Consider the following 19896-nt stretch of genomic DNA (forward strand, 5'->3'; position numbering starts at 1 on the left):
GGCGGCCCGCCGTCGTGGGGGTCGTCTGCTCAGCCCTTGCGCTCCTCATAGGCGGGGGTGCGATCTTCTGGCTGCTGAGCAAGGCCATGCAGTGCGGAGACGAGACGCGCTACCCGGACGAGACGTCACGCCGGGGCTGCGTTGAACGCGAGTTCCCCTACGCGCGAGCGGACGTCCAATCCGCCGGTGTGGTGCAGTTGGTCAGTGAGGTTCACTCGGCCAGGGCCCGGACGGCGTCCTCGTTGAGCGCGGACGCGTACACCCGGAAGTCGTCCAGCAGCCCGCCGAAGCCCGGCTTGGTGAGTTCGCTGCCCAGGTAGATGGGCCCGGACGGGGTGACGACGGGGTGCTCCAAGGGGACGGCACCGTCCAGCACGCCGTTGACGTAGAGGAACATCCCCTGGGTGTTCACGACGAAGGCGACATGGGTCCATTCCCCCAGCGACAGCCTGATGTGACTGTCGACATAGTCCGGGCCCTTCACGGTGAACAGTTGGACACGCAGCCTCATGGCGTCCGGGTACAGCCACAGGCCGAGGCCCCGGGCGTCGTCCTCGGCGACCGGCTTGTAGACGAGGCTGCGCCACTCACCGGTGGGCGCCTCGGTGACCTGGACGAAGAACGCCAGGCTGAACCCGAACACCTGGCTGAGGACGAGTTGGGGCACGGCGGGGATGACGGCCCGGTCGCGTCCGCTGAGCGACAGCGCCTCACCCTCGCGGCCGGGGACGATTCCGGCGGTCTCGTCCAGTTCCGCGGCGGGTCCTGCCCCGGTCGCGTCAGCGACCGTACGGCCGTCCACGGTGTCGACGTCGAACGTCCAATGAGCGATCAGCACGGGGATCACCTCCAGCAAGGCGGATACTCCCGCACAGGAAGGTTTCAGTCGATGGGTAGAGGAAGATAGCCCGTCAGATCCGCGCGCGCGCCACTGGCCCGGACCCGTCCGTCAGCGACCGCGTCCGCCCAGGCAAGTCGTCCCGTGGCGAGCGCGATCCAGGTCGCGGCGTCCATCTCCACCACATTCGGTGGTGTACCACGGGTATGGTGCGGGCCGTCGATGCACTGAACGGCGGCGTGTGGAGGGACCCGGACCTCCACCGAGCGGCCGGGCGCCGACTCGGCGAGCCGGTCGAGCAGGAACCGCACCGCCCCCTTGACCACCGGCCGGGATGGCTCCGTGCCTCCCGCCTCGGCGGCGAGGACGGTGTCCAGGGCCGCGCGACGGAGCGCGGCGGGCTCGTCCTCGCCGGTGTAGGGCGGCAGGCCGAGGGCGGCGCGCTGCTCGTTCAGGACTGCGGAGGTCAGCGGAGTTCGCGGCATCGGGACCGACGCTACCCCGTCCGTCAGGGGGAACGCGGAACCGGCCGCCGGACGCGGGTGCGGGACCGTCCCGGCACGGCCGGCCCGGACAGGCGGTAGAAATGGACCCCGGTGCCAGGCATGGGGAGTGAGTTGGACGGGGAGCCGGGAACGCGCGTCCCCGGAGGACACGGAGGTTCGTCAGATGCCCGAGGCGCTGCCCCTGCAGCCGGGTGACCCGCGCAGGCTCGGCTCGTTCGAGATCACGGGCCGGCTCGGCGTCGGTGAGCAGGGCGCCGTCTTCCTCGGCAGGGACCCGTCCGGCGGCCTCGTCGCCGTGAAGGTGCTGCACGTGCGGCTCAGCGGCGAGCCCGTCGCCCGCTCCCGGTTCGCCGGCGCGTTCACGTCCGCCCGGAAGGTCTCCGGGTTCTGCACGGCGGCGATCCTGGCCGCCGATGTGGAGGGCGACCTTCCCTTCGTGGTGAGCGACTGGGTGGACGGGCCGTCCCTCCAGCAGCTCGTGGACGAGGAGGGCCCGCGCGGCGGCGCCGTCGTCGAGCGCCTGGCGGTCGGCATGGCGGTCGCGCTCGCGGCCGTCCACCGTGCGGGTGCTCTTCATCACAACCTGAAGCCGGCGAACGTCCTCCTGGGGCGGAACGGGCCGCGGATGTGCGACTTCGGCATAGCGCACGCTCTGGAAGCGGTGAACGTCGCCTTCAGCGGCCACAACACCGAAGACCCGTCCTACAAGGCGCCGGAGCAGTTGAGCGGCATGGGCATCGGCCCGGCCGCCGACGTGTTCGCCTGGGCGTCGACCCTGCTGTTCGCCGCCACTGGCAAGGCCCCGTTCGGGGAGGGCTCGCCGTCGGAGGTGATGCAGCGCATCGTCTACGACGAGCCCGATCTGTCGGACGTCCCCGATGCCGTGCGGGAGGTGATGGCGGACGCCCTGGCCAAGGACCCGGCCGCCCGTCCCACGGCCCCGCGCATTCTTGAGCGGCTTCTTGGCGCGGACAGTCCGCTTCCCGTCCGCATGCCGCCTTCGATGGTGGAAGAGGGACGCGCCTTGGCCGCCGGCCCTACAGCGGGCCCTGGCGGCAGCCAGAAGAGCACACCGGCGACTGCGGCGCCGCCGCGTTCTCCCATGAGAGTCCCAGCGTCGCCCATGGGGCCCGCCGGGCAGGCCCGTCCTCCCGCACCACCGATGCCTCCGCCGCCGCCCATGGCGCCTCCGGGGCCGCCAGTACCTCCGGTCGCTCAGCCTGGGCCGACCGGGTACCCCGGCCCGTTTGGACCGCCCGGCCCGCCGCAGGAGGCGGCATCGCCGTCCCTCCCCCTGCTCGGCAAGCTCTCGCGTACCCGCAAGGCCCGCCGCGAGCCTGAGCCCGTACCGGAGCCGCAGCCCCTGGCCGATCTGGACCCGGCGGCCTTCGAGGCGACAGCGACGTTCGGCGCGATCGGTGTGGACCGTCCGTCCGGCTCCGCCCGGCGGGAGGAGGCCCGGTCGGACGAGACCACGCGGATCGACCCGGTCGCCGCCGACCCGACGGCCGCGTTCGACGCGGTGGGCCCCGACCCGACCGCGACGTTCGACGCGGTCGGCGACCTGTACGACCACCCGGCCCCCGGCGGCGACACGGCCGGCAACATCATTCCGGGGCTCAGCCATGGGCGGGACAGCGGCGGGCCTCGTTCCTCTCCGCTGTCCTCCCTCGCGCGCATGCGCCGCCCCAGCAACCATGTGCTCGGGCTCGCCCTGTCACTGTTCATCGGTGTCAGCGTCGGCATCGCCATCATCGCGCTGGTGCTGTGGCCCCAGCTCAAGGGCGACGACGGGCCTCCGGACAGCGCCAACGCGTCCAACAACCGTCCTGTGACGACGATCCCGTCGTCGTTTGCGGGCACCTGGAAGGGGACTGCGGTCAACACCAACCGCAACGTGTCCTTCCCAGTGGAGGTCACGTTCCAGGCAGGCGGCACCACGGCTCAGGCGGTGTATCCGCGTGAGAAGTGCACCGGCACCCTCACGTTGGCCAGGGGCACCGAAAGCGCGCTGAAGATGAACCTGGCCATCGGCAAGCCCTGCACGAGCGGGGTCGTGGAAATCACCCGCCAGCCGGACGGGACGCTGCAGTACACGTGGAGCAAGCCGGGCACGAAGCTCGCCTACGGCGGTCGCCTCAACCGCGGCTGACCGGCGCGGCCCCGGGTCCCGTTTCCGGCAATAGATCCACTTTGTCGTCTCTTTTCGGGACAGTTCCGCTAGGGTTCCCCTCGGTCGAGATCATCGGCCTTGTTGGCGGGGCCCGCCGCTCGCGGTCCCCCGGCAGAAGGAGAGGCCTTGCGGGCTGTCCACCGAAGGCTGCTGCTGGCCGGCGCGGTCGCGACGAGCGTCGCCGCCGCCGCGGCGCTCCCTGCGCTCGCCGGCGACTCCGCGCCCCTGGTCGGGGTGACGGCGGCCGAGGGCACGCCGGTGCCCGGCCAGTACATCGTCACGCTGAAGCCCGGAGCGTCCTCCGACACCGCCGCCAGGAGCGTCAGGGCGGCCGGCGTCAAGCGCTTCGACGGCGTGCTGAACGGCTTCGCCGCCAAGCTGACCGGCGACCAGCTGAACAGACTGCGCCGCGACCACCGCGTCGCCGCGATCGAGCAGGACCAGGTCGTCCGGGCGACCTCCACCCAGCGCTCGCCGCTGCCCTGGGGCCTCGACCGGATCGACCAGCGGTCCAGGAAGCTCTCGAAGAGCTACTCCTACACATCGTCCGGCAGCGGCGTGAACGCCTACGTCATCGACACCGGCCTCGACGTCCGGCACAAGGAGTTCGGGGGCCGCGCCTCCATCGCCTGGACGGCGAGCAGGTTCGGCGGAGACGGACGCGACTGCAACGGCCACGGCACCCACGTCGCGGGCATCATCGGGGCCAAGACCACCGGCGCCGCCAAGTCGGTCAAGCTGCGGGCGCTCCGCGTCCTCGACTGCAAGGGCTCCGGCTCGATGTCGGACGTCGTCGCCGCCGTCCAATGGCTGCGCACCCACGCGGCCAAGCCGGCGGTGGCGAACCTGTCCCTCGGCGGGCCGAAGTCAGCGGCGCTCAACACCGCCGTGATGAACTTGTCCAAGTCCGGGGTCTTCGTGTCCGTGGCCGCAGGCAACGACAACAAGGACGCCTGCAAGTTCTCCCCGTCCGGTGCCGGATGGGTCATGACGGTCGGCGCGACCACCGTCTACGACAACCGCGCGGCGTTCTCCAACTGGGGCAAGTGCGTCGACATCAACGCACCCGGTTACGGCATCTGGTCCACCTGGCCAGGCGGCGGCCTGAAGAAGGTCAGCGGGACGTCCATGGCCGCTCCTTACGTCAGCGGCGTCGCGGCCCTCTACCTGTCCACGCACAAGAAGGCGACTTTCCCGCAGGTGCAGAAGTGGCTGAACGACAACTCCACGCACAGTCTCAAGAAGCTGAGGTCACAGCCCAATCGGCTGCTCTACAAGGGCAAGCTGTGAGTCCGGTCACGTAGGATGGCCCGGCTCCCAGGAAGGGAGCCGGGCTTCGCGCGTACGCGCCGTCCCACCGGGCCCTTGGGTCTACCCTTGGCGAGGCTGGACGGTTCTTTAGCTTTCATTGACCTTCGGGCCACCGGACCTCCGTACCTACGGCCATGACGAGAGGAGAACACGTGGAGACCCCCGCCTCCACATGTCGGCCCACCCCGCGTCGGCGAGGTGGACGACGCGCCGCCACGGCTCTCGTGGCCCTCACCGCGGCGCTGCCGCTGCTCGGCACCGCGACTCCGTCGGCGGTGGCGGCGCCCCCCGCGGCCGTCCCCATGGATCCGGGCGACAGCGCCAAGTTCGCCAAGCTGAACCGCCAGATCGCGAAGCTCGACAAGGAGTACGGCGGCGACCTCGCCAAGCTGCGGGACGCCCAGTACGCCGCCAAGAAGTCGCTGAGCAAGTCCAACGCCCTGCAGAAGGACCTCGTCGAGGCGCGCAACCTCGTCGCCCAGCTCGCGGCCAGCCAGTACATGACCGGCGGCCAGGACCCGACCGTCACCTTCGTCACCGACGCGAACCCGACCGACCTGCTCAGCAACGCCACCCTGGTCAGCCACCTCGCGCAGAACAAGGCCGCGAAGGTCGCGCAGATCCAGAAGCTCGTCGACGACCAGCTCGCCGCCCGCAAGCAGGCGCAGCAGAAGATGACGGAGCTGAAGAAGGAACTGCAGGACCTCAAGAACCGCAAGGCCCAGATCAAGAACCTGGTGAAGAAGTACAAGCCCGAGTCGCCGAGCGTCGGCATGGGCGGCGTCACGCCCCGCATGCTGAAGGTGAAGAACACTTTCGACGTGGAGTTCGGGCCCTTCCCCACGATCGGCTGCGTCCGCCACACCGCCGACCCGCAGGACCACGGCACCGGCCACGCCTGCGACTTCATGGTCACCACCGGCGGCGTGATGGCCGGCGGCAGCGCCAAGTCCCTGGGCGACGAGACGGCCCAGTACGCCATCTCCCACGCCAGCGCCCTCGGCATCAAGTACGTCATCTGGCGCCAGCGCATCTACGACATGCGCAGCCCCGGCTGGCGCTCCATGGAGAACCGCGGCGGCGTGACCGCCAACCACTACGACCACGTCCACATTTCGGTCTTCTAGCGGTGCCTTCACCGCCGGACCCTGTTCCGGACCCGTCTTCAGCCCCGGAGCCTGGGGGTTCTGCTCTGGAGCCTGGGGAGCTGGTTCGTCGGGTGGCTTGGGGTTTGTTCGCGTTGTTCTTGGCTGCGTTCGCGGTCTTTGAGAGCGGTAAGTACGGCCTGCCGACGACGGCTGCGGCACTGGTGTTCTTTGCTTTGCCTGACCTTGCCCGGTTTGCGAGGGTGCGGCCTCCGGGCGTCCTGTACCAGGCCGTGTGCTTGACGGCTCTCCGGTCGGACGCGGCTACTTCTTGCGGCCGAAGAGGAAGTAGGCGGCCGGGCCGACGAAGTTGACGAAGGCGAGCGTTCGCCACAGCCGCTTCGAGCCCTTGACCTGCTCACTTGGACGGCGTTGCAAGTCGGCCAACGCGGCCAGCAAGAGCGACAGCTGCACGGTGGTAGCGCCCGCGATGAACGAGCGTTCCCGTCGGCTGAGTTCGGACCAGCGCTTAGAACCCACGATGCCTCCCCGTAAAGCGGTTCTGGTCTCAGGCTAAACGCGGACGGGTGGCGGGCAGAGGGCGCCCCTGGTGCGCGAAGGGGCGCCCCTTGGCGGGACGCCCCTTCGCTCGGTCGTTCGTCAGTCGGCGTAGCTCGGAAGCATGCGCTCGTGCGCCTCGCGGAGCTCCGACAGGCCGATGCTGAACAGCTCCTGCTGGTCGCCCTCCGGGCCGCGTCCGGTCACGTGGAGGGAGTCGCCGCCCGCCACGCCGATCTGGGTGACCGGGACGCCCGCAGACTCGCACAGGGCCGCCAGGCGCGCCTCGGCGCCCGGCCGGACCACCAGCATCGCGCGGGCCACCGACTCGCTGAACAGCGACACGAACGGGTCGCCCGGCAGCGTGATCCGGGCGCCGAGGCCGCCGCGCAGGCACGACTCGACGAGAGTCTGCGACAGGCCGCCGTCCGACAGGTCGTGCGCCGCCGTGACCAGGCCGTCCCGGATGGCGGCGACCATGACCGACGCCAGCGCCGCCTCCGCCTTCAGGTCGACCAGCGGCGGCAGGCCGCCCAGGTGCCCGTAGACGACGTGCGCCCATTCCGAGCCGCCGAACTCCTCGCGGGTCTCGCCGAGCAGCGCGATCGTGGCGCCGTCGGTGGTCAGCGACATGTTCACCCGGCGGCGGACGTCGTCGTGGACGCCGAGGACGCCGATCACCGGGGTCGGGTTGATCGGGGTCTCGCCCGTCTGGTTGTAGAAGCTGACGTTGCCGCCGGTGACCGGGATGCCCAGGTACTGGCAGCCGTCCGCGAGGCCCTCGACCGCGCGCGCGAACTGCCACATGACGCCCGGGTCCTCCGGGGAGCCGAAGTTGAGGCAGTTCGTGACGGCGAGGGGGCGGGCGCCGGTGGCGGCGACGTTGCGGTACGCCTCGGAGAGGGCGAGCTGCGCGCCCGAGTACGGGTCGAGGCGCGTGTAGCGGCCGTTGCCGTCCAGGGACAGCGCGATGCCCAGCCCCGACTCGTCGTCGATGCGGACCACGCCCGCGTTCTCCGGCATCGCCGAGACGGTGTTGCCGAGGACGTACCGGTCGTACTGCGACGTCACCCACGTCTTGCTGGCGAGGTTCGGGGACCCGGCCAGCCACAGCATCGTCCGGCGCAGCTCGTCGCCCGTGGAGGGACGCGTAAGGCGGCCCGGGGTGTCGGCCTGCAGAGCCCCGAGGTCCTGCGGGGGCTCGAACGGGCGGTTGTAGACCGGGCCCTCGTCGGCGGCCGTGACCGGCGGGAGGTCGACGATCGTCTCGCCCCGCCACGTCATGACGAGGCGGCGGGTGTCGGTGACCTGGCCGATGACGGTGGCGGGGATCTCCCAGCGGCCGCAGATCTCCATGAAGCGGTCGACCTTGTCGGGCGACACGACCGCCATCATGCGCTCCTGCGACTCGCTCATGAGGATCTCCTCAGGGCGCAGCGTCGCGTCGCGGAGCGGGACGGCGTCGAGGTCGACGTGCATGCCGCCGGTGCCGGCCGCGGCCAGCTCCGTCGTCGCGCAGGACACGCCCGCGGCGCCGAGGTCCTGGATGCCGACCACGAGGTCCTCGCGGAACAGCTCCAGGCAGCACTCGATGAGCAGCTTCTCCATGAACGGGTCGCCCACCTGGACGGACGGCCGCTTCTGGTGCGACTCCTCGTCGAACGTCGCCGAGGCGAGGACGGACGCGCCGCCGATGCCGTCCGGCCCGGTCAGGGCGCCGAACAGGATCACCTGGTTGCCGGGGCCGGGGGCCACGGCGCGCTTGATGTCCTCGTGCTTCATCACGCCGACGCACAGGGCGTTGACGAGCGGGTTCTGCTCGTAGCAGGCGTCGAAGACCGTCTCACCGCCGATGTTGGGCAGGCCCAGGGAGTTCCCGTAGCCGCCTACACCGGCCACTACGCCGGGCAGGACGCGCTGGGTGTCAGGGGCCTCGGCGGGGCCGAAACGCAGCGAGTCCATGACGGCGATGGGGCGGGCGCCCATCGACATGATGTCGCGCACGATCCCGCCGACGCCCGTAGCGGCGCCCTGGTACGGCTCAACGTAGGACGGGTGGTTGTGGGACTCCACCTTGAAGGTGACCGCCCAACCCTGGCCGATGTCGACGACACCGGCGTTCTCCCCCATGCCGACCAGGAGCTTGTCGGTCTTCGGGGCCTTGTCGCCGAACTGGCGCAGGTGCACCTTGGAGCTCTTGTAGGAGCAGTGCTCGCTCCACATGACCGAGTAGATCGCCAGCTCCGCCGACGTGGGGCGCCGCCCGAGGATGTGCCGGACGCGCCGGTACTCCTCCTCGTTCATCCCCAGTTCGACGTAGGGCTGCGGACGCTCAGGGGTCGCGGCGGCGATGGCGACGGTGTCCGTGCCGTGGTCGACGGGGACGGCCCCCTCGATCGCGGGCTGCGGGCCGGTGCCCCGGCCGATGGCGGGCTGCGGGCCCGTGCCGCGCCCGATGGCCGGTTGCGGCCCCGTCCCCCGGCCCACGGCCGGCTGCGGGCCGGGGGACGAGCCGATGGCCGGTTGCGGCCCCGTGCCCGGGCCGACCGCCGGCTGCGGGCCGGTGCCGTTGCCGATCCGCGGCTGCGGACCCGTCCCGGGGCCTTCGGCGCGGACCGGCACCAGCGGGCCGGTGTTCAAGTTCACGGCGGGCTGCGGGCCCGTCCCGGTGCCGATGGCAGGCTGCGGGCCGGTGCCCGTGCCCACGGCAGGCTGAGGGCCGGTACCGGAGCCCACGGCGGGCTGCGGGCCGGTGCCAGGGCCTTCGGGGCGGGCCAGCGGGCCCGAGTTCAGGTCGACGATCGGCTGCGGCGCCGTACCCGGCCTCACGGCGGGCTGCGGGCCCGTCCCCGTGCCCACGGCAGGCTGAGGGCCGGTACCGGAGCCCACGGCGGGCTGCGGGCCGGTGCCAGGGCCTTCGGGGCGGGCCAGCGGGCCCGAGTTCAGGTCAACGATCGGCTGCGGCGCCGTACCCGGCCTAACAGCAGGCTGCGGGCCCGTCCCCGTCCCCACGGCGGGCTGGGGGCCCGTGCCGGAGCCCACGGCGGACTGGGGGCCCGTGCCGGAGCCACCGGGCGCCGCCGGCGGGCGGGGCGCCGCGTATCCGTTCAGATCGGGCATGGTCAGCGACGGGTCGCCCGCGGTGACGGAGGGGTCGACCACGGTGACCGAGGGGTCACCGTCGGGGCGCTCCTCCTCCAGTGCCCGGGCGAACTCCTGCTCGGGCCCCTGGGCGGGGCCGATCGGCGGCGCCAGGGGCGGCTGCGGCTGCTCGCCGTCCTGCGGCAGGCCGCCGGCGGGCGGGGACGCCTGGACGGCCGGGTCCTGCTGGACCGGGCGGCCGGACGGGGCCGCGTGCCGGTCCTCCTCGATGATGGCCTTGAAGCCCTGGGTCACCGCGGGGTTGACGGGCTGGAGCTCGGGGTCGTCCGCGTCGGACTTGAGCTCGCCGAGCCACTCCATCGAGGGCTCGTCGGGCGCGTTCCGGGTCGCTCGCCCGGACGCGTGGGGCCGTTGCTCACTCATGCGTTGACCAGTCTCTTGACGATCGAGGTGAAGAAGCCGAGCCCGTCGGTGGACGGGCCGGTCAGGGACTCCACGGCATGCTCGGGGTGGGGCATGAGGCCGACCACGTTGCCGGCCTCGTTGCAGATGCCGGCGATGTCGTCGAGGGAGCCGTTGGGGTTCAGGTCGACGTACCGCGCGACGATCCGGCCGGTGTCGGCCAGTTCGATCAGCGTCTCGCGGTCGGCGGTGTACCGGCCGTCCCGGTTCTTGATCGGGATCACCAGCTCCTGGCCCTCGCTGTACTCGCTGGTCCAGGCGGTGTCGGCGTTCTCGACCCGCAGCCGCTGGTCGCGGCAGACGAAGTGCAGCCCCGCGTTCGGCAGCAGCGCCCCCGGCAGCAGATGTGATTCGCACAACACCTGGAAGCCGTTGCAGATGCCGAGGACGGGCAGGCCCGCGTTCGCGGCGGCCACCAGCTCGGTCATCAGCGGTGCGAACCGGGCGATCGCGCCCGCCCGCAGGTAGTCCCCGTAGGAGAACCCGCCGGGCAGGACGACGGCGTCGACGCCTTGCAGGTCGTGGTCGCCGTGCCACAGCGCGACCGGCTCGGCGCCGGACAGCCGGACGGCGCGTGCGGCGTCCTTGTCGTCCAGAGAACCGGGGAAGGTGATGATGCCTACCCGGGCAGCGTCCATCTGTTCTGTTCCTCCGAAATGAGGTGCGGCCGGGACGGTCGGGATCTCCTCCGCCGATCACCCCGCTGCGCGCGTCGCATACCCCCCGCGCGCCACTAATCTACCCGGCGTTGTGCATGAGTCCGGCGTCGAGGCGCCGGACCAGGGCCCCGTCGCTCCAGGTCAGCCGCTTCCGCAGGTGAACGACGGTGCCTGTGTCGGGCGAGGAGTCGATGTCCAGTTCGTCCACCAGCGCCCGCATGATTTTAAGCCCGCGGCCGGACTCGCTCAACGCGCCCCGGTCGACGGGGGCGGGGCGCGGGCCGCGGCCCCAGTCCATGACCTTGAGCATGCACTCGCCGTCGTCCACGTGCCCGGTCACCTCGTACTCGCCGGTGGCGCGGGCGTGCTGGACGACGTTCGTGCACGCCTCGGAGGCGGCGACCAGCATGTCGTCGACGCAGTCCTCGGCGACGCCGAGCCCGCGCAGGGCGTCCCCCAGCACCCGCCGGATCACCGGGATGCTCAGCGCATCGCGCGGCAGCGCGAGCGAGAACCTCATGTCCACCCGGTCACCTCGTGTCATGCCCCGGGCTTCCCGATCGTTCCCCCGACCCCGGAGCGTGTTCGACGACTCGACGCAGCTAACACTTCCCCGGGGGTATCTTCCGTAATCGCCATACCGGCGGGTCATTCCGGGGCGGCACGCCGCCCGGCCGCCCGCGCGGGCCGATTACAGAACGTGAACCTCGTAGTTCTCGATCACCGGGTTGGCGAGCAGCGTCTCGGCGATCTTGCCGACCTGCTCCAGGGCCGCCTCGTCGGCGTCCCCCTCCAGCTCCACCTCGAACCGCTTGCCCTGCCGGACGGCGACGACGCCCTCGTATCCGAGCTGCGGCAGCTTCCGGGCGATCGCCTGGCCCTGCGGGTCGAGGATCTCCGGCTTGAGCATGACGTCCACGACGACACGCGCCACGACCGCCCCCTCACTGATCTGCGCTTTTCCTGACGATCTGAAGCGTACGGCACCATGGCAGTCCACGACCCGTCCGCACCCCCGGAGCCGTCCGATGAACATCGAGGACCTCACCCCCTCCGAGCGCCGCCTGTGGAAGGCCTTCCCGAAGGGGGAGTCGGTCGACCTGTCGGCCGGCGACCCGGCGTTCGACGACGTCGGGCAGTCCGACCGGTGGGGCCACGACCGGGTGGTCAGGGCGGAGGTCCTGGTCGCCCTCCTCGTCGGCGCTGTGGAGCCCGAGCCGGGGCAGGTCGCCGCCGTCCGGCTGACCGGCGCCCGCGTCACCGGGTCGCTGAACCTCGGGCACGCCGAGGTCACCGTCCCCCTCGCCCTCACCGCCTGCTCGTTCGACGAGGCGCCGCACCTGTACTGGGCGAGCATGAACAGCGTCCATCTGATGCGCTGCCGGCTGCCCGGCCTCGTCGCGTCCGGCACCCGGGTGGACGGCCACCTGTGGCTGGAGGGCAGCCGGATCAGCGGCGGGCTGTGGCTGGACGGCGCGAACATCACCGGCATCCTGAACATGTCGGGCGTCCAGCTGACCAACCCGGGCGGGGACGCGCTGCTCGCCGACCGCCTCGCCGTCGAGGCGAACGTGTACTGCGACCAGGGCTTCGTCGCCAACGGCGAGGTCCGGCTGCCCGGCGCCCGCATCGGCGGCCAGCTGATCTTCCGGGGCGCGCGGCTCTACAACCCGACGGGCGTCGCCCTGTACGCCAGCCGCCTGGACGTCGCCGCGAACGTGTTCTGCGACGGCGGGTTCGCCGCCGAGGGCGAGGTGCGGCTGCGCGGCGCCCGCGTCGGCGGGTACCTCTCCTTCGTCGGCGCGAACCTGTCCGCGCCGCAGCGCACCGCGCTCAACGCCGACGACCTCGCCGTCGAGACCGACGTCTACTGCTCGGACGGCTTCTCCTCCGTCGGCGCCGTCAGCTTCTCCGGCGCCCGCGTCACCGGCCAGCTCAGCCTCCGCGGCGCCCGCCTCCGCCACGACGACGGGACGGCGCTGAGCCTGCAGCGCGTCCAGGCCGAGGAACTGCTGCTGCGCACCGCCGAGCCCGTGCAGGGCACCACCGACCTCTCCTACGCCCGCATCAACCTCCTCCGCGACGACGCCGCGTCCTGGCCGGACCGCCTCCAGCTCGACGGCCTCCAGTACGAGACCCTCGAACCGCCGCTCACCGCCCGCGAGCGCCTCGCCTGGCTGCGCCGCGACTCCGACGGCTACGCCCCGCAGCCCTACGAGCGCCTCGCCCAGACCTACCGCTCCCTCGGCCTGGACGCCGACGGCCGCTCGGTGCTGCTCGCCAAGGCCCGCGACCGGCGGCAGACCCAGGGCGTCCCCCGCAAGATCATCGGCTGGCTGCAGGACGTCCTCGTCGGCTACGGCTACCGGCCGTTCCGCGCCGCGAGCTGGCTCATCGGCCTGCTCGCGTTCGGCACGATCGTGTTCTCCCTCCACAAGCCGGACGTCCTGGACGACGGCCACAAGCCGCACTTCAACGCGTTCTTCTACACGCTCGACCTGCTGCTGCCGATCGGCAGCCTCGGGCAGGAGATCGAGTTCGCCCCGAAGGGCGTCTACCAGTGGATCGCGAACCTCATCGTCGCCGCCGGCCTGATCCTCGGCCTGACCGTCGCCGCCGGCGCCACCCGCGCCCTGTCCCGCGAGTGACCCTCACCGGGAGTTGAGGCGCGCGGCCTGGCGCGTCAGATGGTCGCGCTCGGCGAGGTCGGACGCCTTCCGTGCCGCCTCCGCGTACAGCCGCGCCGCCTTCTCCAGGTCGCCGTCACGCTCGTGCAGGTACGCGGCTGCCGCCGTGTAGCGCGGCAGCGAGTCGTCCAGGTCCGCGAGCGCCGCCAGCCCGGCGCGCGGACCGTCCGCCTCCCCGACCGCCACAGCACGGTTCAGCCGGACGACCGGACTACCGGTCAGGCGCACCAGCTCGTCGTACCACTCGACGATCTGCACCCAGTCGGTCTCCTCCGCCACCAGCGCGTCGGCGTGCAGCGCCGCGATCGCGGCCTGCGCCTGGTACTCGCCCAGACGGTCCCTTGCGAGCGCCGCTTGCAGGATCTCGACGCCCTCAGCGATCAGCGGCGTGTCCCACAGACCGCGGTCTTGCTGGGCAAGGGGCACCAGGCCGCCTCCCGGCGCGGTACGGGCGGCGCGCCGGGCATGGTGGAGCAGCATCAACGCCAGCAGCCCCGCCGCCTCCGGATGGTCGACCATCACCGCGAGCTGCCGGGTGAGCCGGATGGCCTCCGCCGCCAGGTCCACATCACCGGAGTAGCCCTCGTTGAACACCAGGTATAGGACGCGCAGCACAGTGGCTACATCACCGGGCCGGTCGAACCGTACGTCCGACACGGTCCGCTTGGCGCGGCTTATGCGCTGCGCCATGGTCGCCTCAGGCACCAGGTAAGCCCGAGCTATCTGGCGTGTGGTCAGCCCGCCCACCGCACGCAGCGTCAGCGCGACCGCCGACGACGGCGTCAGCGACGGGTGCGCGCACAGGAAGTACAGCCAGAGCGTGTCGTCCACCGCCGCGACGGGCCCGGGCGGCGGCTCCTCCTCGGCCCGGTCCTCCCGGCGTCGCCGCGCGGCGTCCGCCCGCGTCGCGTCGAGGAACCGGCGCCAGGCCCGGCTGACCAGCCAGCCCTTCGGATCCCGCGGCGGGTCGTCCGGCCACATCCGGACGGCCTCGACCAGCGCGTCCTGCACGGCGTCCTCGGCCGCCGCGAAGTCGGCTCCGCGGCGGACGAGGATTCCGAGCACGCTCGGCGTGAGGCTCCGCAGCAGAGCCTCGTCCATGGACGTCACTCCGTGATGGTGTGCGACTCGGTCATGAACGGGCGCACCTCCAGCCACTCGTGGATCGGCCGGCCGCCCGCCCCCGGCGCCGCCGACAGCTCCCCGGCCAGCTCCACGGCCCGCTCGTAGGAGTCGACGTCGATCACCATCCAGCCGGCGATGAGGTCCTTGGTCTCGGCGAACGGCCCGTCGGTGACCGGCGGCCGCCCCTCGCCGTCGTACCGGACCCACACGCCCTCGGCCGACAGCGCCTGGCCGTCGACGAACTCGCCGCTCTCCTCCAGCCGCGCCGCGAAGTCGTTCATGTACTGCACGTGCGCCGAGATCTCCTCCGGCGTCCACTTGTCCATGGGCACGTCGTTCACCGCCGCCGGGGCGCCGCGGTAGTGCTTCAGAAGCAGGTACTTCGCCATCGTCTTCTCCCGGATGCTCGTGCGGCCCATTCTGGCCGCGTCCACACCGGGGACGTAGCCGCTCACGCGGTCTCGACATCCCCGGCGGAACTTTTTCCACAGACTTCGATCTAGCCCCGCCGCACCGCGCCTGTCAGTACCGTCAACATCGCGCAAAGGAGGCGGTCATGGCCGTGAAGATCGACGTCCGCGCCGTGCATGCCGAGCTTCAGGCGATTTGTACGGCAATGTCCGAGGTGACCCGCCTCATGGGCCCGCAGACTTGGCAGGGCGGCTCCGCCGCCGCCTTCACCACCGACCTCCAGGGCCACAACCGCGCCCTGAACCGCCTGATGCTGGACGTCGGACGCACCGCCATCCGCCACAACCAGGTGCCCCTCACCCTCGCCCCACCAGAAATCCCCCGCGTCACGCCACCGGCCGGAAAGCCGGGCGTCGCCTCGGTCTCCCCGTCCGCCTTAGAACGCTTGGAAACGGCCCTGACGCGCGCCGCCGCCGACCTCCCCCACCGCGCCAGGACGATCCGCGCCCAGATGGCCCCGGCCCACCCCGACATCCCGAGCACCACGTCCTGCGACAACGCCGCCACCTGGTGCCGCACCGAGGCCACCCGCATGCGCACTCGCATCATGTACGCGCTGGCCGAAACAGAGGTCAGCCCGACCCCCTTGATCCAGGGCCCGGTCATCGAGATCCCCGACCTGGAACGCTTCGGCTCCAAGGAGATGACCGACCTGGCCCGCCTCCAGGCGCGCGCCTACCTGAAGCACACCACCCACCCGGGCGCCGGCACCCCGGCCCTCATGTCCGAGATAGCGCGCACCCTCCGCGAGAACAGCAAGAACACGGCCTACCTGGCAACGTTCTTCTCGAACATCCCACCGGGCTCGGTGGGCAAGCTCCCGTACCGCCTACACCTCCTGAGCAAAACAAGCGGCCTGACCCCCGAAGACAAGAAGACGGTCGGCGACATGGGCACCGCCTTAGCGGCCCTCTCCCGCAAGAAGGACGGCGAATCGGTAGCCGCCAAGGCCCTGGGCCCCCCAGGCACCGACACACCCGGCCAAGCCCTCCTGGTCAAGCTGAGCACCCCCGACGTCAAATGGAGCAGCGCCATCCTGGCCGACCTGGGCAAAGCAGCCCTCCGCTGGCGCCAGAAGTACCCGTCCTACGTCATCAACGAAAAGCAGCAGATCGACGTCGCCACCGTCATCACGCCGGTCAACCAACCCGACCACGAGTGGTGGCGAGACTGGGGCCTCGACGACGACCCGAAAACGCTGAGGGCCTACGACCCGGCACTCAACGTCCTCGGCCGCATTTCCCAGCAGCGGGACCTCACCGCCGCCCGCACGCTGGCCGCGACCGAGCTGGGGAGCGCCTTCACCATCAAGGACATCGACAAGGCCCCCGCCCTCACCTGGATGACCCGCGGGATCGGCGGAACCTACGCCTCGCTGCTCGTCACCCCCGACTGGCCCGACGGCGGCACGATCGCAGGCTCGGTCATCCAACTCGCCACCACCCCGCAGAAGGGCCATGAAGAAGAAGCCGCGGTCAACGCCGCCGAAATCATGAAGTCCGTCTCTTGGTGGAACGAAAAGGGACGCGAGAAGGTCGACAAACTCGTGACGAAGGGCGAGCCGCCCGACCTCCTGCCTTGGGTGAACATCCTGCCAAGACAGGATCAGGCTCCCGACGGAACCGCCCACAGCAAGCATTTCGCTCTCGAACTGGGGCCGGGACTACGCACCGGCCTCCTCCGGATGGCTCACATGTACATTCCGTCTTTCGGTGACGCTAATGCCACCTCAGGTGGAACCGACCTGACCGACCGGGATCCGGCGACCGGCAGCATCTACGTCACCATCGCGGGAAGCGACGCCGCAGCGTTCCTGCGCACCTTCGCCATGGACGACAAGGCATGGGCTCAGATCGCCTACGATACTCAGCTTTATCGTCAGCGGATCCTTGCCTGGGGAATGGATCACGGCCGACTAGACGACGCCAAGGTCAGAGCCGGATACATGGAGGGAGTCGTCATCAACGCGTATGGCAAGGAACGCGTCACGCATGAGAAGCTCACACAGAAGGAGTACCAGGACGCACAAAAGCACCTCGCCCTGCTCCGCGACATAGCCGGCGCCTTTCTCGGTGCCAGCCCCGCAGGAAGAGTGCCCGGCGCAACGGACGCATACTCCATCGGCACGGGGCTCGCCTTGGAAAAGGTTACCTACAAGGACTTCGACAAGAAGATCCAGGAGATCGGCGATAGATACGCGCACTACTCTGATCGGCTGATGCTGGACGTCGCCTGGGCTCTGCACCTCAAGCAGCACGGCCATACCGGCGAACCCAGACTGGATGCCCTGCTAGGAAAGCGAACGTTGACGCCGGACGAGGAGAAGACGGTCATACAATGGGCACGCAACCACCCCTTCTCGGGCCTTTCGGGCGGCGGGACCATGACAGGGCGGGCCATCGTTCAAGACCTCGAAAATGCCGTCGAGCATAATGCCGCACCCCTGGCGCCGCCGTCGTGAGCGCCCCGCGCCGTCCCTGCTAGGCGGGACTCATCCGCGATAGGTCGAGCCGCTCAGGTTCTCGGGTAGCCGGAAGCGGTAGACCCTCCCGCAGTTCTTGTCGCTGAGGACGTAGGAACCGTCCGGTGCCTGCGCCAGACCCCCCGGCTCGGCAGATGCCACGGCCGCCAGGGTGCCGTCGAATTGGTCGCACCATGCGGGACCGCCGAACGCGAGCAGTTCCAGGGTCCCGTCCGGACGGACGAGCACGGGCCGCGGCTCGCGCTGGAAAGCGGACGTCCCGCCGAGGAGGAGCACCGAACCGCCGGTGAGCGGAGCCACGGCGGACCAGGGCGGGGTCTTCTCCGTGCTCGCGGGGAAGCGGACGGCGCTCGCCGCGCCGTCCGCTCTGACATGAACGAGCCCTCGGACGCCGAGCACGACCAGGCCGCGCCGCTCGTCTGCGCTCACGTCCCGAGGACGCAGTTCGCCCGTCCCTGCGACCTTGCGCACCGCCGCCTCATAGCCGACAGGTGCCCACTGCCGCAGTTTGCCTGTCCCGGCAACCTCGAAGAGTTCCCCGCCGCGCGTGACAATGACCGGTACGCCATCCCCGCGAACGGTGAACCGCGCACCTTCCCAGGCATGGTTCATCTGCTTCTGCCGCCCAGCGGCGAGAGGACGGCCGGACGGGCCCATGATCTGGGGTGCCCGCCCACCGTCGCTGCGCAGGACGTCCTGTTCCCGAAGATCGGACAGGGAGACCCTGGACAGCCGCAGTGCCTTCGCCGAGGACATGATCCAGAGTTTCCCGCCGGCGATGGCCAGTTGGTCTCCTGGATTGCGGACGCGGAACGTGGTCAACCGGCCGTCCCGTTCAATACGCGCGATATGCGGATCAGCGCTTCCCACAGTGCGGTAGTAGGTCAGCCCGGTGTTCGGGTCGACGGTGAGTCCACCGTCGGACTGGGCGCTCGACCTGACCGCGTAGTCGCCGTCTCGCGGGGGCCGGTAGTCATCCGGGGAGCCGGCGATGATCACGGCTTGGGCTGGCTGGGTGGGATGGGGGGTTGGGTTGAAGGTGGGGGCGGTTGTGTGGGTGCAGGCCGTCAGGGTTGCCGTCAGGAGGGCTACTGGCGGGATGACCCTGGTGTAACGCACCTGTCGATGATGCCAGGCGCGGAGCGGTCGGGGGTGGGGTCTGTCACGTTCCGGGGAGGCGGGGGTCGCGGTCGGGGTCTCGGGTAGGAACCACGGTGGCGGGGACTTGCATCCGCGCGATGTGATGTTTGCCGCGATGGCAATGCGACCACTGACGGCTTCACCAGCACGACGTCACCGGCCAATCACCGTAGAGCCGCCGTCGGGCGGACCGTCGCCCAAGACCTCGAAGACGCCATTGAGTGCAATGCCGCACCGCTGGCGCCGCCGCCCTGAGCGCACCGTACCGCCGCTTTTCCGGCGGGACTCATCCGCGATAGCTCAGGTTCTCGGGTAGCCGGAAGCGGTAGACCCTCCCGCAGTTCTTGTCGCTGAGGACGTAGGAACCGCCCGGTACCTCGGCCACACCGCCCGGGTCCGCGGAGGCGACATCGGCCATCGAACCGTCGAACTCATCGCAATTCTTCTGCGCCCCGAGCGACAACATCTGCAACTCGCCGTGACGTGTCACCAGCGCGGGACGCGGCTTCCCTTGCAGAGGAGAGACGCCGCCCAGAAGGAGGACGTCGCCGCCGCTCAGCGGAACCGCCGCCGTCCAGGGCGGCGCCTGCCGCGCCGAGGCGGGGAACCGAGTGGCCTGCACAGCGCCATCGCTCCCAACTCGCAATAGGCCGGCCTCACCGAGAACAACCACTTCCTGTGCACCGTCGGCGGTGAGATCCGTCGCATGAAAGTGCTCCGCCCCTCCCAGTTCGCGCAGGGCCGCCTCATAGCCAGGTGGCTCCCACCGCTTGAGCACATCCCGTCCGGCCACTTCGAAGAGCCGCCCGGATCGGGAGAGCAGTATGGGCACCCCATCGTCCCGCACCGTGAACTGGGCACCCCTCCAGTCCTCGCGCAGCCGCTCCGCCTCTGCCGCAGGTAACGCCTTCCCGGATCGGTCGAGAAGCTTGAAGCGGGGGTGGTGGTCCTGCTCCGAGCCCAGCACCTCAGTCCTATCAAGGCTTGAAAGAGACGTGCGGGACAGTTGGAGCCCCGCGTATGAGGCCATCTGCCACAGATGATCGCCGGAGACGGCCAGATGAGCACCTGCCATGCCGATCGGCAGCATGGTGATCCGTCCGTCCCGCTCGATCTTGGCGACCTGCCGGCCGCCGTCTCCTGCGAGCGGGACATAGACCTCCCCCGTTCGCCGATCGGCCGTGAGGCCGCCGTTGGAACGGATGTTGACCCGGACGGCGTACTCCCCGTCCCGTGGAGTACGGCTCGTTTCCCGATCCCCGGCGGTAATCACAGCTTGGCCTGGACGGGTAGGGCG

At 70.6% G+C, this 19896-nt stretch carries 16 protein-coding genes; 5 read left to right on the forward strand and 11 right to left on the reverse strand.

Going from position 1 to position 19896, the window contains the following annotated elements:
- Positions 1-211 precede the first annotated feature (211 nt).
- Together HUT06_RS40995 and HUT06_RS41000 are read right to left on the reverse strand one after the other, a co-directional pair.
- Entirely contained in the window at positions 212-838 is a 627-nt protein-coding gene (locus tag HUT06_RS40995; RefSeq protein WP_176200612.1) for a LamG domain-containing protein, read from the reverse strand.
- 44 nt (positions 839-882) lie between these two features.
- Positions 883-1323 (reverse strand): sterol carrier family protein, encoded by a 441-nt coding sequence (locus HUT06_RS41000; RefSeq protein WP_176200613.1) that lies wholly within the window; start codon positions 1321-1323, stop codon positions 883-885.
- A gap of 184 nt (positions 1324-1507) precedes the next feature.
- Here HUT06_RS41000 and HUT06_RS41005 point away from each other — a divergent pair, with 184 nt between their 5' ends.
- The 3 genes from HUT06_RS41005 to HUT06_RS41015 all read left to right on the forward strand — a co-directional run bounded on the left by HUT06_RS41005 (position 1508) and on the right by HUT06_RS41015 (position 5955).
- Complete coding sequence (locus HUT06_RS41005; RefSeq protein WP_176200614.1) at positions 1508-3496, forward strand: serine/threonine-protein kinase; 1989 nt, start codon at positions 1508-1510, stop codon at positions 3494-3496.
- A gap of 147 nt (positions 3497-3643) precedes the next feature.
- Positions 3644-4807 carry a S8 family peptidase gene (locus tag HUT06_RS41010; RefSeq protein WP_176200615.1) on the forward strand — a complete coding sequence of 388 codons (1164 nt, stop codon included), beginning with the start codon at positions 3644-3646 and terminating at the stop codon, positions 4805-4807.
- A 245-nt stretch (positions 4808-5052) separates the two neighbouring features.
- Positions 5053-5955, forward strand: coding sequence for a hypothetical protein (locus HUT06_RS41015; RefSeq protein WP_254715658.1), 903 nt, complete (start codon positions 5053-5055; stop codon positions 5953-5955).
- Positions 5956-6237: 282 nt separating this feature from the next.
- On the opposite strand, the gene HUT06_RS41020 is transcribed toward HUT06_RS41015, so the two are convergent.
- The 5 genes from HUT06_RS41020 to purS all read right to left on the reverse strand — a co-directional run bounded on the left by HUT06_RS41020 (position 6238) and on the right by purS (position 11628).
- A complete protein-coding gene (locus tag HUT06_RS41020; protein WP_176200617.1) occupies positions 6238-6453 on the reverse strand; it encodes a hypothetical protein in 216 nt (71 codons plus the stop codon).
- Positions 6454-6573: 120 nt separating this feature from the next.
- The gene (gene purL, locus HUT06_RS45755; protein WP_368407011.1) at positions 6574-9996 is read right to left on the reverse strand and encodes a phosphoribosylformylglycinamidine synthase subunit PurL; all 3423 of its coding nucleotides are present in this window, start codon (positions 9994-9996) and stop codon (positions 6574-6576) included.
- On the reverse strand, positions 9993-10673 hold the full coding sequence (gene purQ / locus HUT06_RS41030; RefSeq protein WP_138639017.1) for a phosphoribosylformylglycinamidine synthase subunit PurQ: 681 nt from the start codon (positions 10671-10673) through the stop codon (positions 9993-9995). The genes purL and purQ overlap by 4 nt, the downstream gene beginning before the upstream one ends.
- Positions 10674-10773: 100 nt before the next feature.
- Positions 10774-11214: an ATP-binding protein gene (locus HUT06_RS41035; RefSeq protein WP_176201942.1), complete on the reverse strand. Its 441-nt coding sequence runs from the start codon at positions 11212-11214 to the stop codon at positions 10774-10776.
- A 171-nt stretch (positions 11215-11385) separates the two neighbouring features.
- A complete protein-coding gene (gene purS, locus HUT06_RS41040; protein ID WP_176200618.1) occupies positions 11386-11628 on the reverse strand; it encodes a phosphoribosylformylglycinamidine synthase subunit PurS in 243 nt (80 codons plus the stop codon).
- Between the two features lie 94 nt (positions 11629-11722).
- Here purS and HUT06_RS41045 point away from each other — a divergent pair, with 94 nt between their 5' ends.
- Positions 11723-13342, forward strand: a complete 1620-nt coding sequence (locus tag HUT06_RS41045) for a hypothetical protein (protein WP_176200619.1) — start codon at positions 11723-11725, stop codon at positions 13340-13342.
- 3 nt (positions 13343-13345) lie between these two features.
- On the opposite strand, the gene HUT06_RS41050 is transcribed toward HUT06_RS41045, so the two are convergent.
- The gene (locus HUT06_RS41050) at positions 13346-14482 is read right to left on the reverse strand and encodes an RNA polymerase sigma factor (RefSeq protein WP_176200620.1); all 1137 of its coding nucleotides are present in this window, start codon (positions 14480-14482) and stop codon (positions 13346-13348) included.
- A 5-nt stretch (positions 14483-14487) separates the two neighbouring features.
- Positions 14488-14895 carry a YciI family protein gene (locus tag HUT06_RS41055; RefSeq protein WP_176201943.1) on the reverse strand — a complete coding sequence of 136 codons (408 nt, stop codon included), beginning with the start codon at positions 14893-14895 and terminating at the stop codon, positions 14488-14490.
- A 167-nt stretch (positions 14896-15062) separates the two neighbouring features.
- On the opposite strand from HUT06_RS41055, the gene HUT06_RS41060 reads away from it, so the two are divergent.
- A complete protein-coding gene (locus HUT06_RS41060) occupies positions 15063-17438 on the forward strand; it encodes a hypothetical protein (protein ID WP_176200621.1) in 2376 nt (791 codons plus the stop codon).
- Between the two features lie 30 nt (positions 17439-17468).
- Here HUT06_RS41060 and HUT06_RS41065 read toward each other — a convergent pair whose 3' ends face one another.
- Both HUT06_RS41065 and HUT06_RS41070 read right to left on the reverse strand, forming a co-directional pair.
- Positions 17469-18578, reverse strand: a complete 1110-nt coding sequence (locus HUT06_RS41065) for a hypothetical protein (RefSeq protein ID WP_176200622.1) — start codon at positions 18576-18578, stop codon at positions 17469-17471.
- Positions 18579-18885: 307 nt separating this feature from the next.
- A complete protein-coding gene (locus HUT06_RS41070; protein WP_176200623.1) occupies positions 18886-19872 on the reverse strand; it encodes a hypothetical protein in 987 nt (328 codons plus the stop codon).
- Positions 19873-19896: the final 24 nt, after the last annotated feature.

Origin of the sequence: Actinomadura sp. NAK00032 (assembly GCF_013364275.1) — a bacterium.
In the GTDB taxonomy this organism is placed as follows: domain Bacteria; phylum Actinomycetota; class Actinomycetes; order Streptosporangiales; family Streptosporangiaceae; genus Spirillospora.

What these genes read in the sequence shown, in the direction of transcription:
- HUT06_RS41000 (WP_176200613.1), bottom strand. Translation starts at nt 1,323, where the DNA reads ATGCCGCGAACTCCGCTGACCTCCGCAGTCCTGAACGAGCAGCGCGCC.
- HUT06_RS41005 (WP_176200614.1), top strand. Translation starts at nt 1,508, where the DNA reads ATGCCCGAGGCGCTGCCCCTGCAGCCGGGTGACCCGCGCAGGCTCGGC.
- purL (WP_368407011.1), bottom strand. Translation starts at nt 9,996, where the DNA reads ATGAGTGAGCAACGGCCCCACGCGTCCGGGCGAGCGACCCGGAACGCG.
- purQ (WP_138639017.1), bottom strand. Translation starts at nt 10,673, where the DNA reads ATGGACGCTGCCCGGGTAGGCATCATCACCTTCCCCGGTTCTCTGGAC.
- HUT06_RS41035 (WP_176201942.1), bottom strand. Translation starts at nt 11,214, where the DNA reads ATGAGGTTCTCGCTCGCGCTGCCGCGCGATGCGCTGAGCATCCCGGTG.
- HUT06_RS41045 (WP_176200619.1), top strand. Translation starts at nt 11,723, where the DNA reads ATGAACATCGAGGACCTCACCCCCTCCGAGCGCCGCCTGTGGAAGGCC.
- HUT06_RS41050 (WP_176200620.1), bottom strand. Translation starts at nt 14,482, where the DNA reads ATGGACGAGGCTCTGCTGCGGAGCCTCACGCCGAGCGTGCTCGGAATC.
- HUT06_RS41055 (WP_176201943.1), bottom strand. Translation starts at nt 14,895, where the DNA reads ATGGCGAAGTACCTGCTTCTGAAGCACTACCGCGGCGCCCCGGCGGCG.
- HUT06_RS41060 (WP_176200621.1), top strand. Translation starts at nt 15,063, where the DNA reads ATGGCCGTGAAGATCGACGTCCGCGCCGTGCATGCCGAGCTTCAGGCG.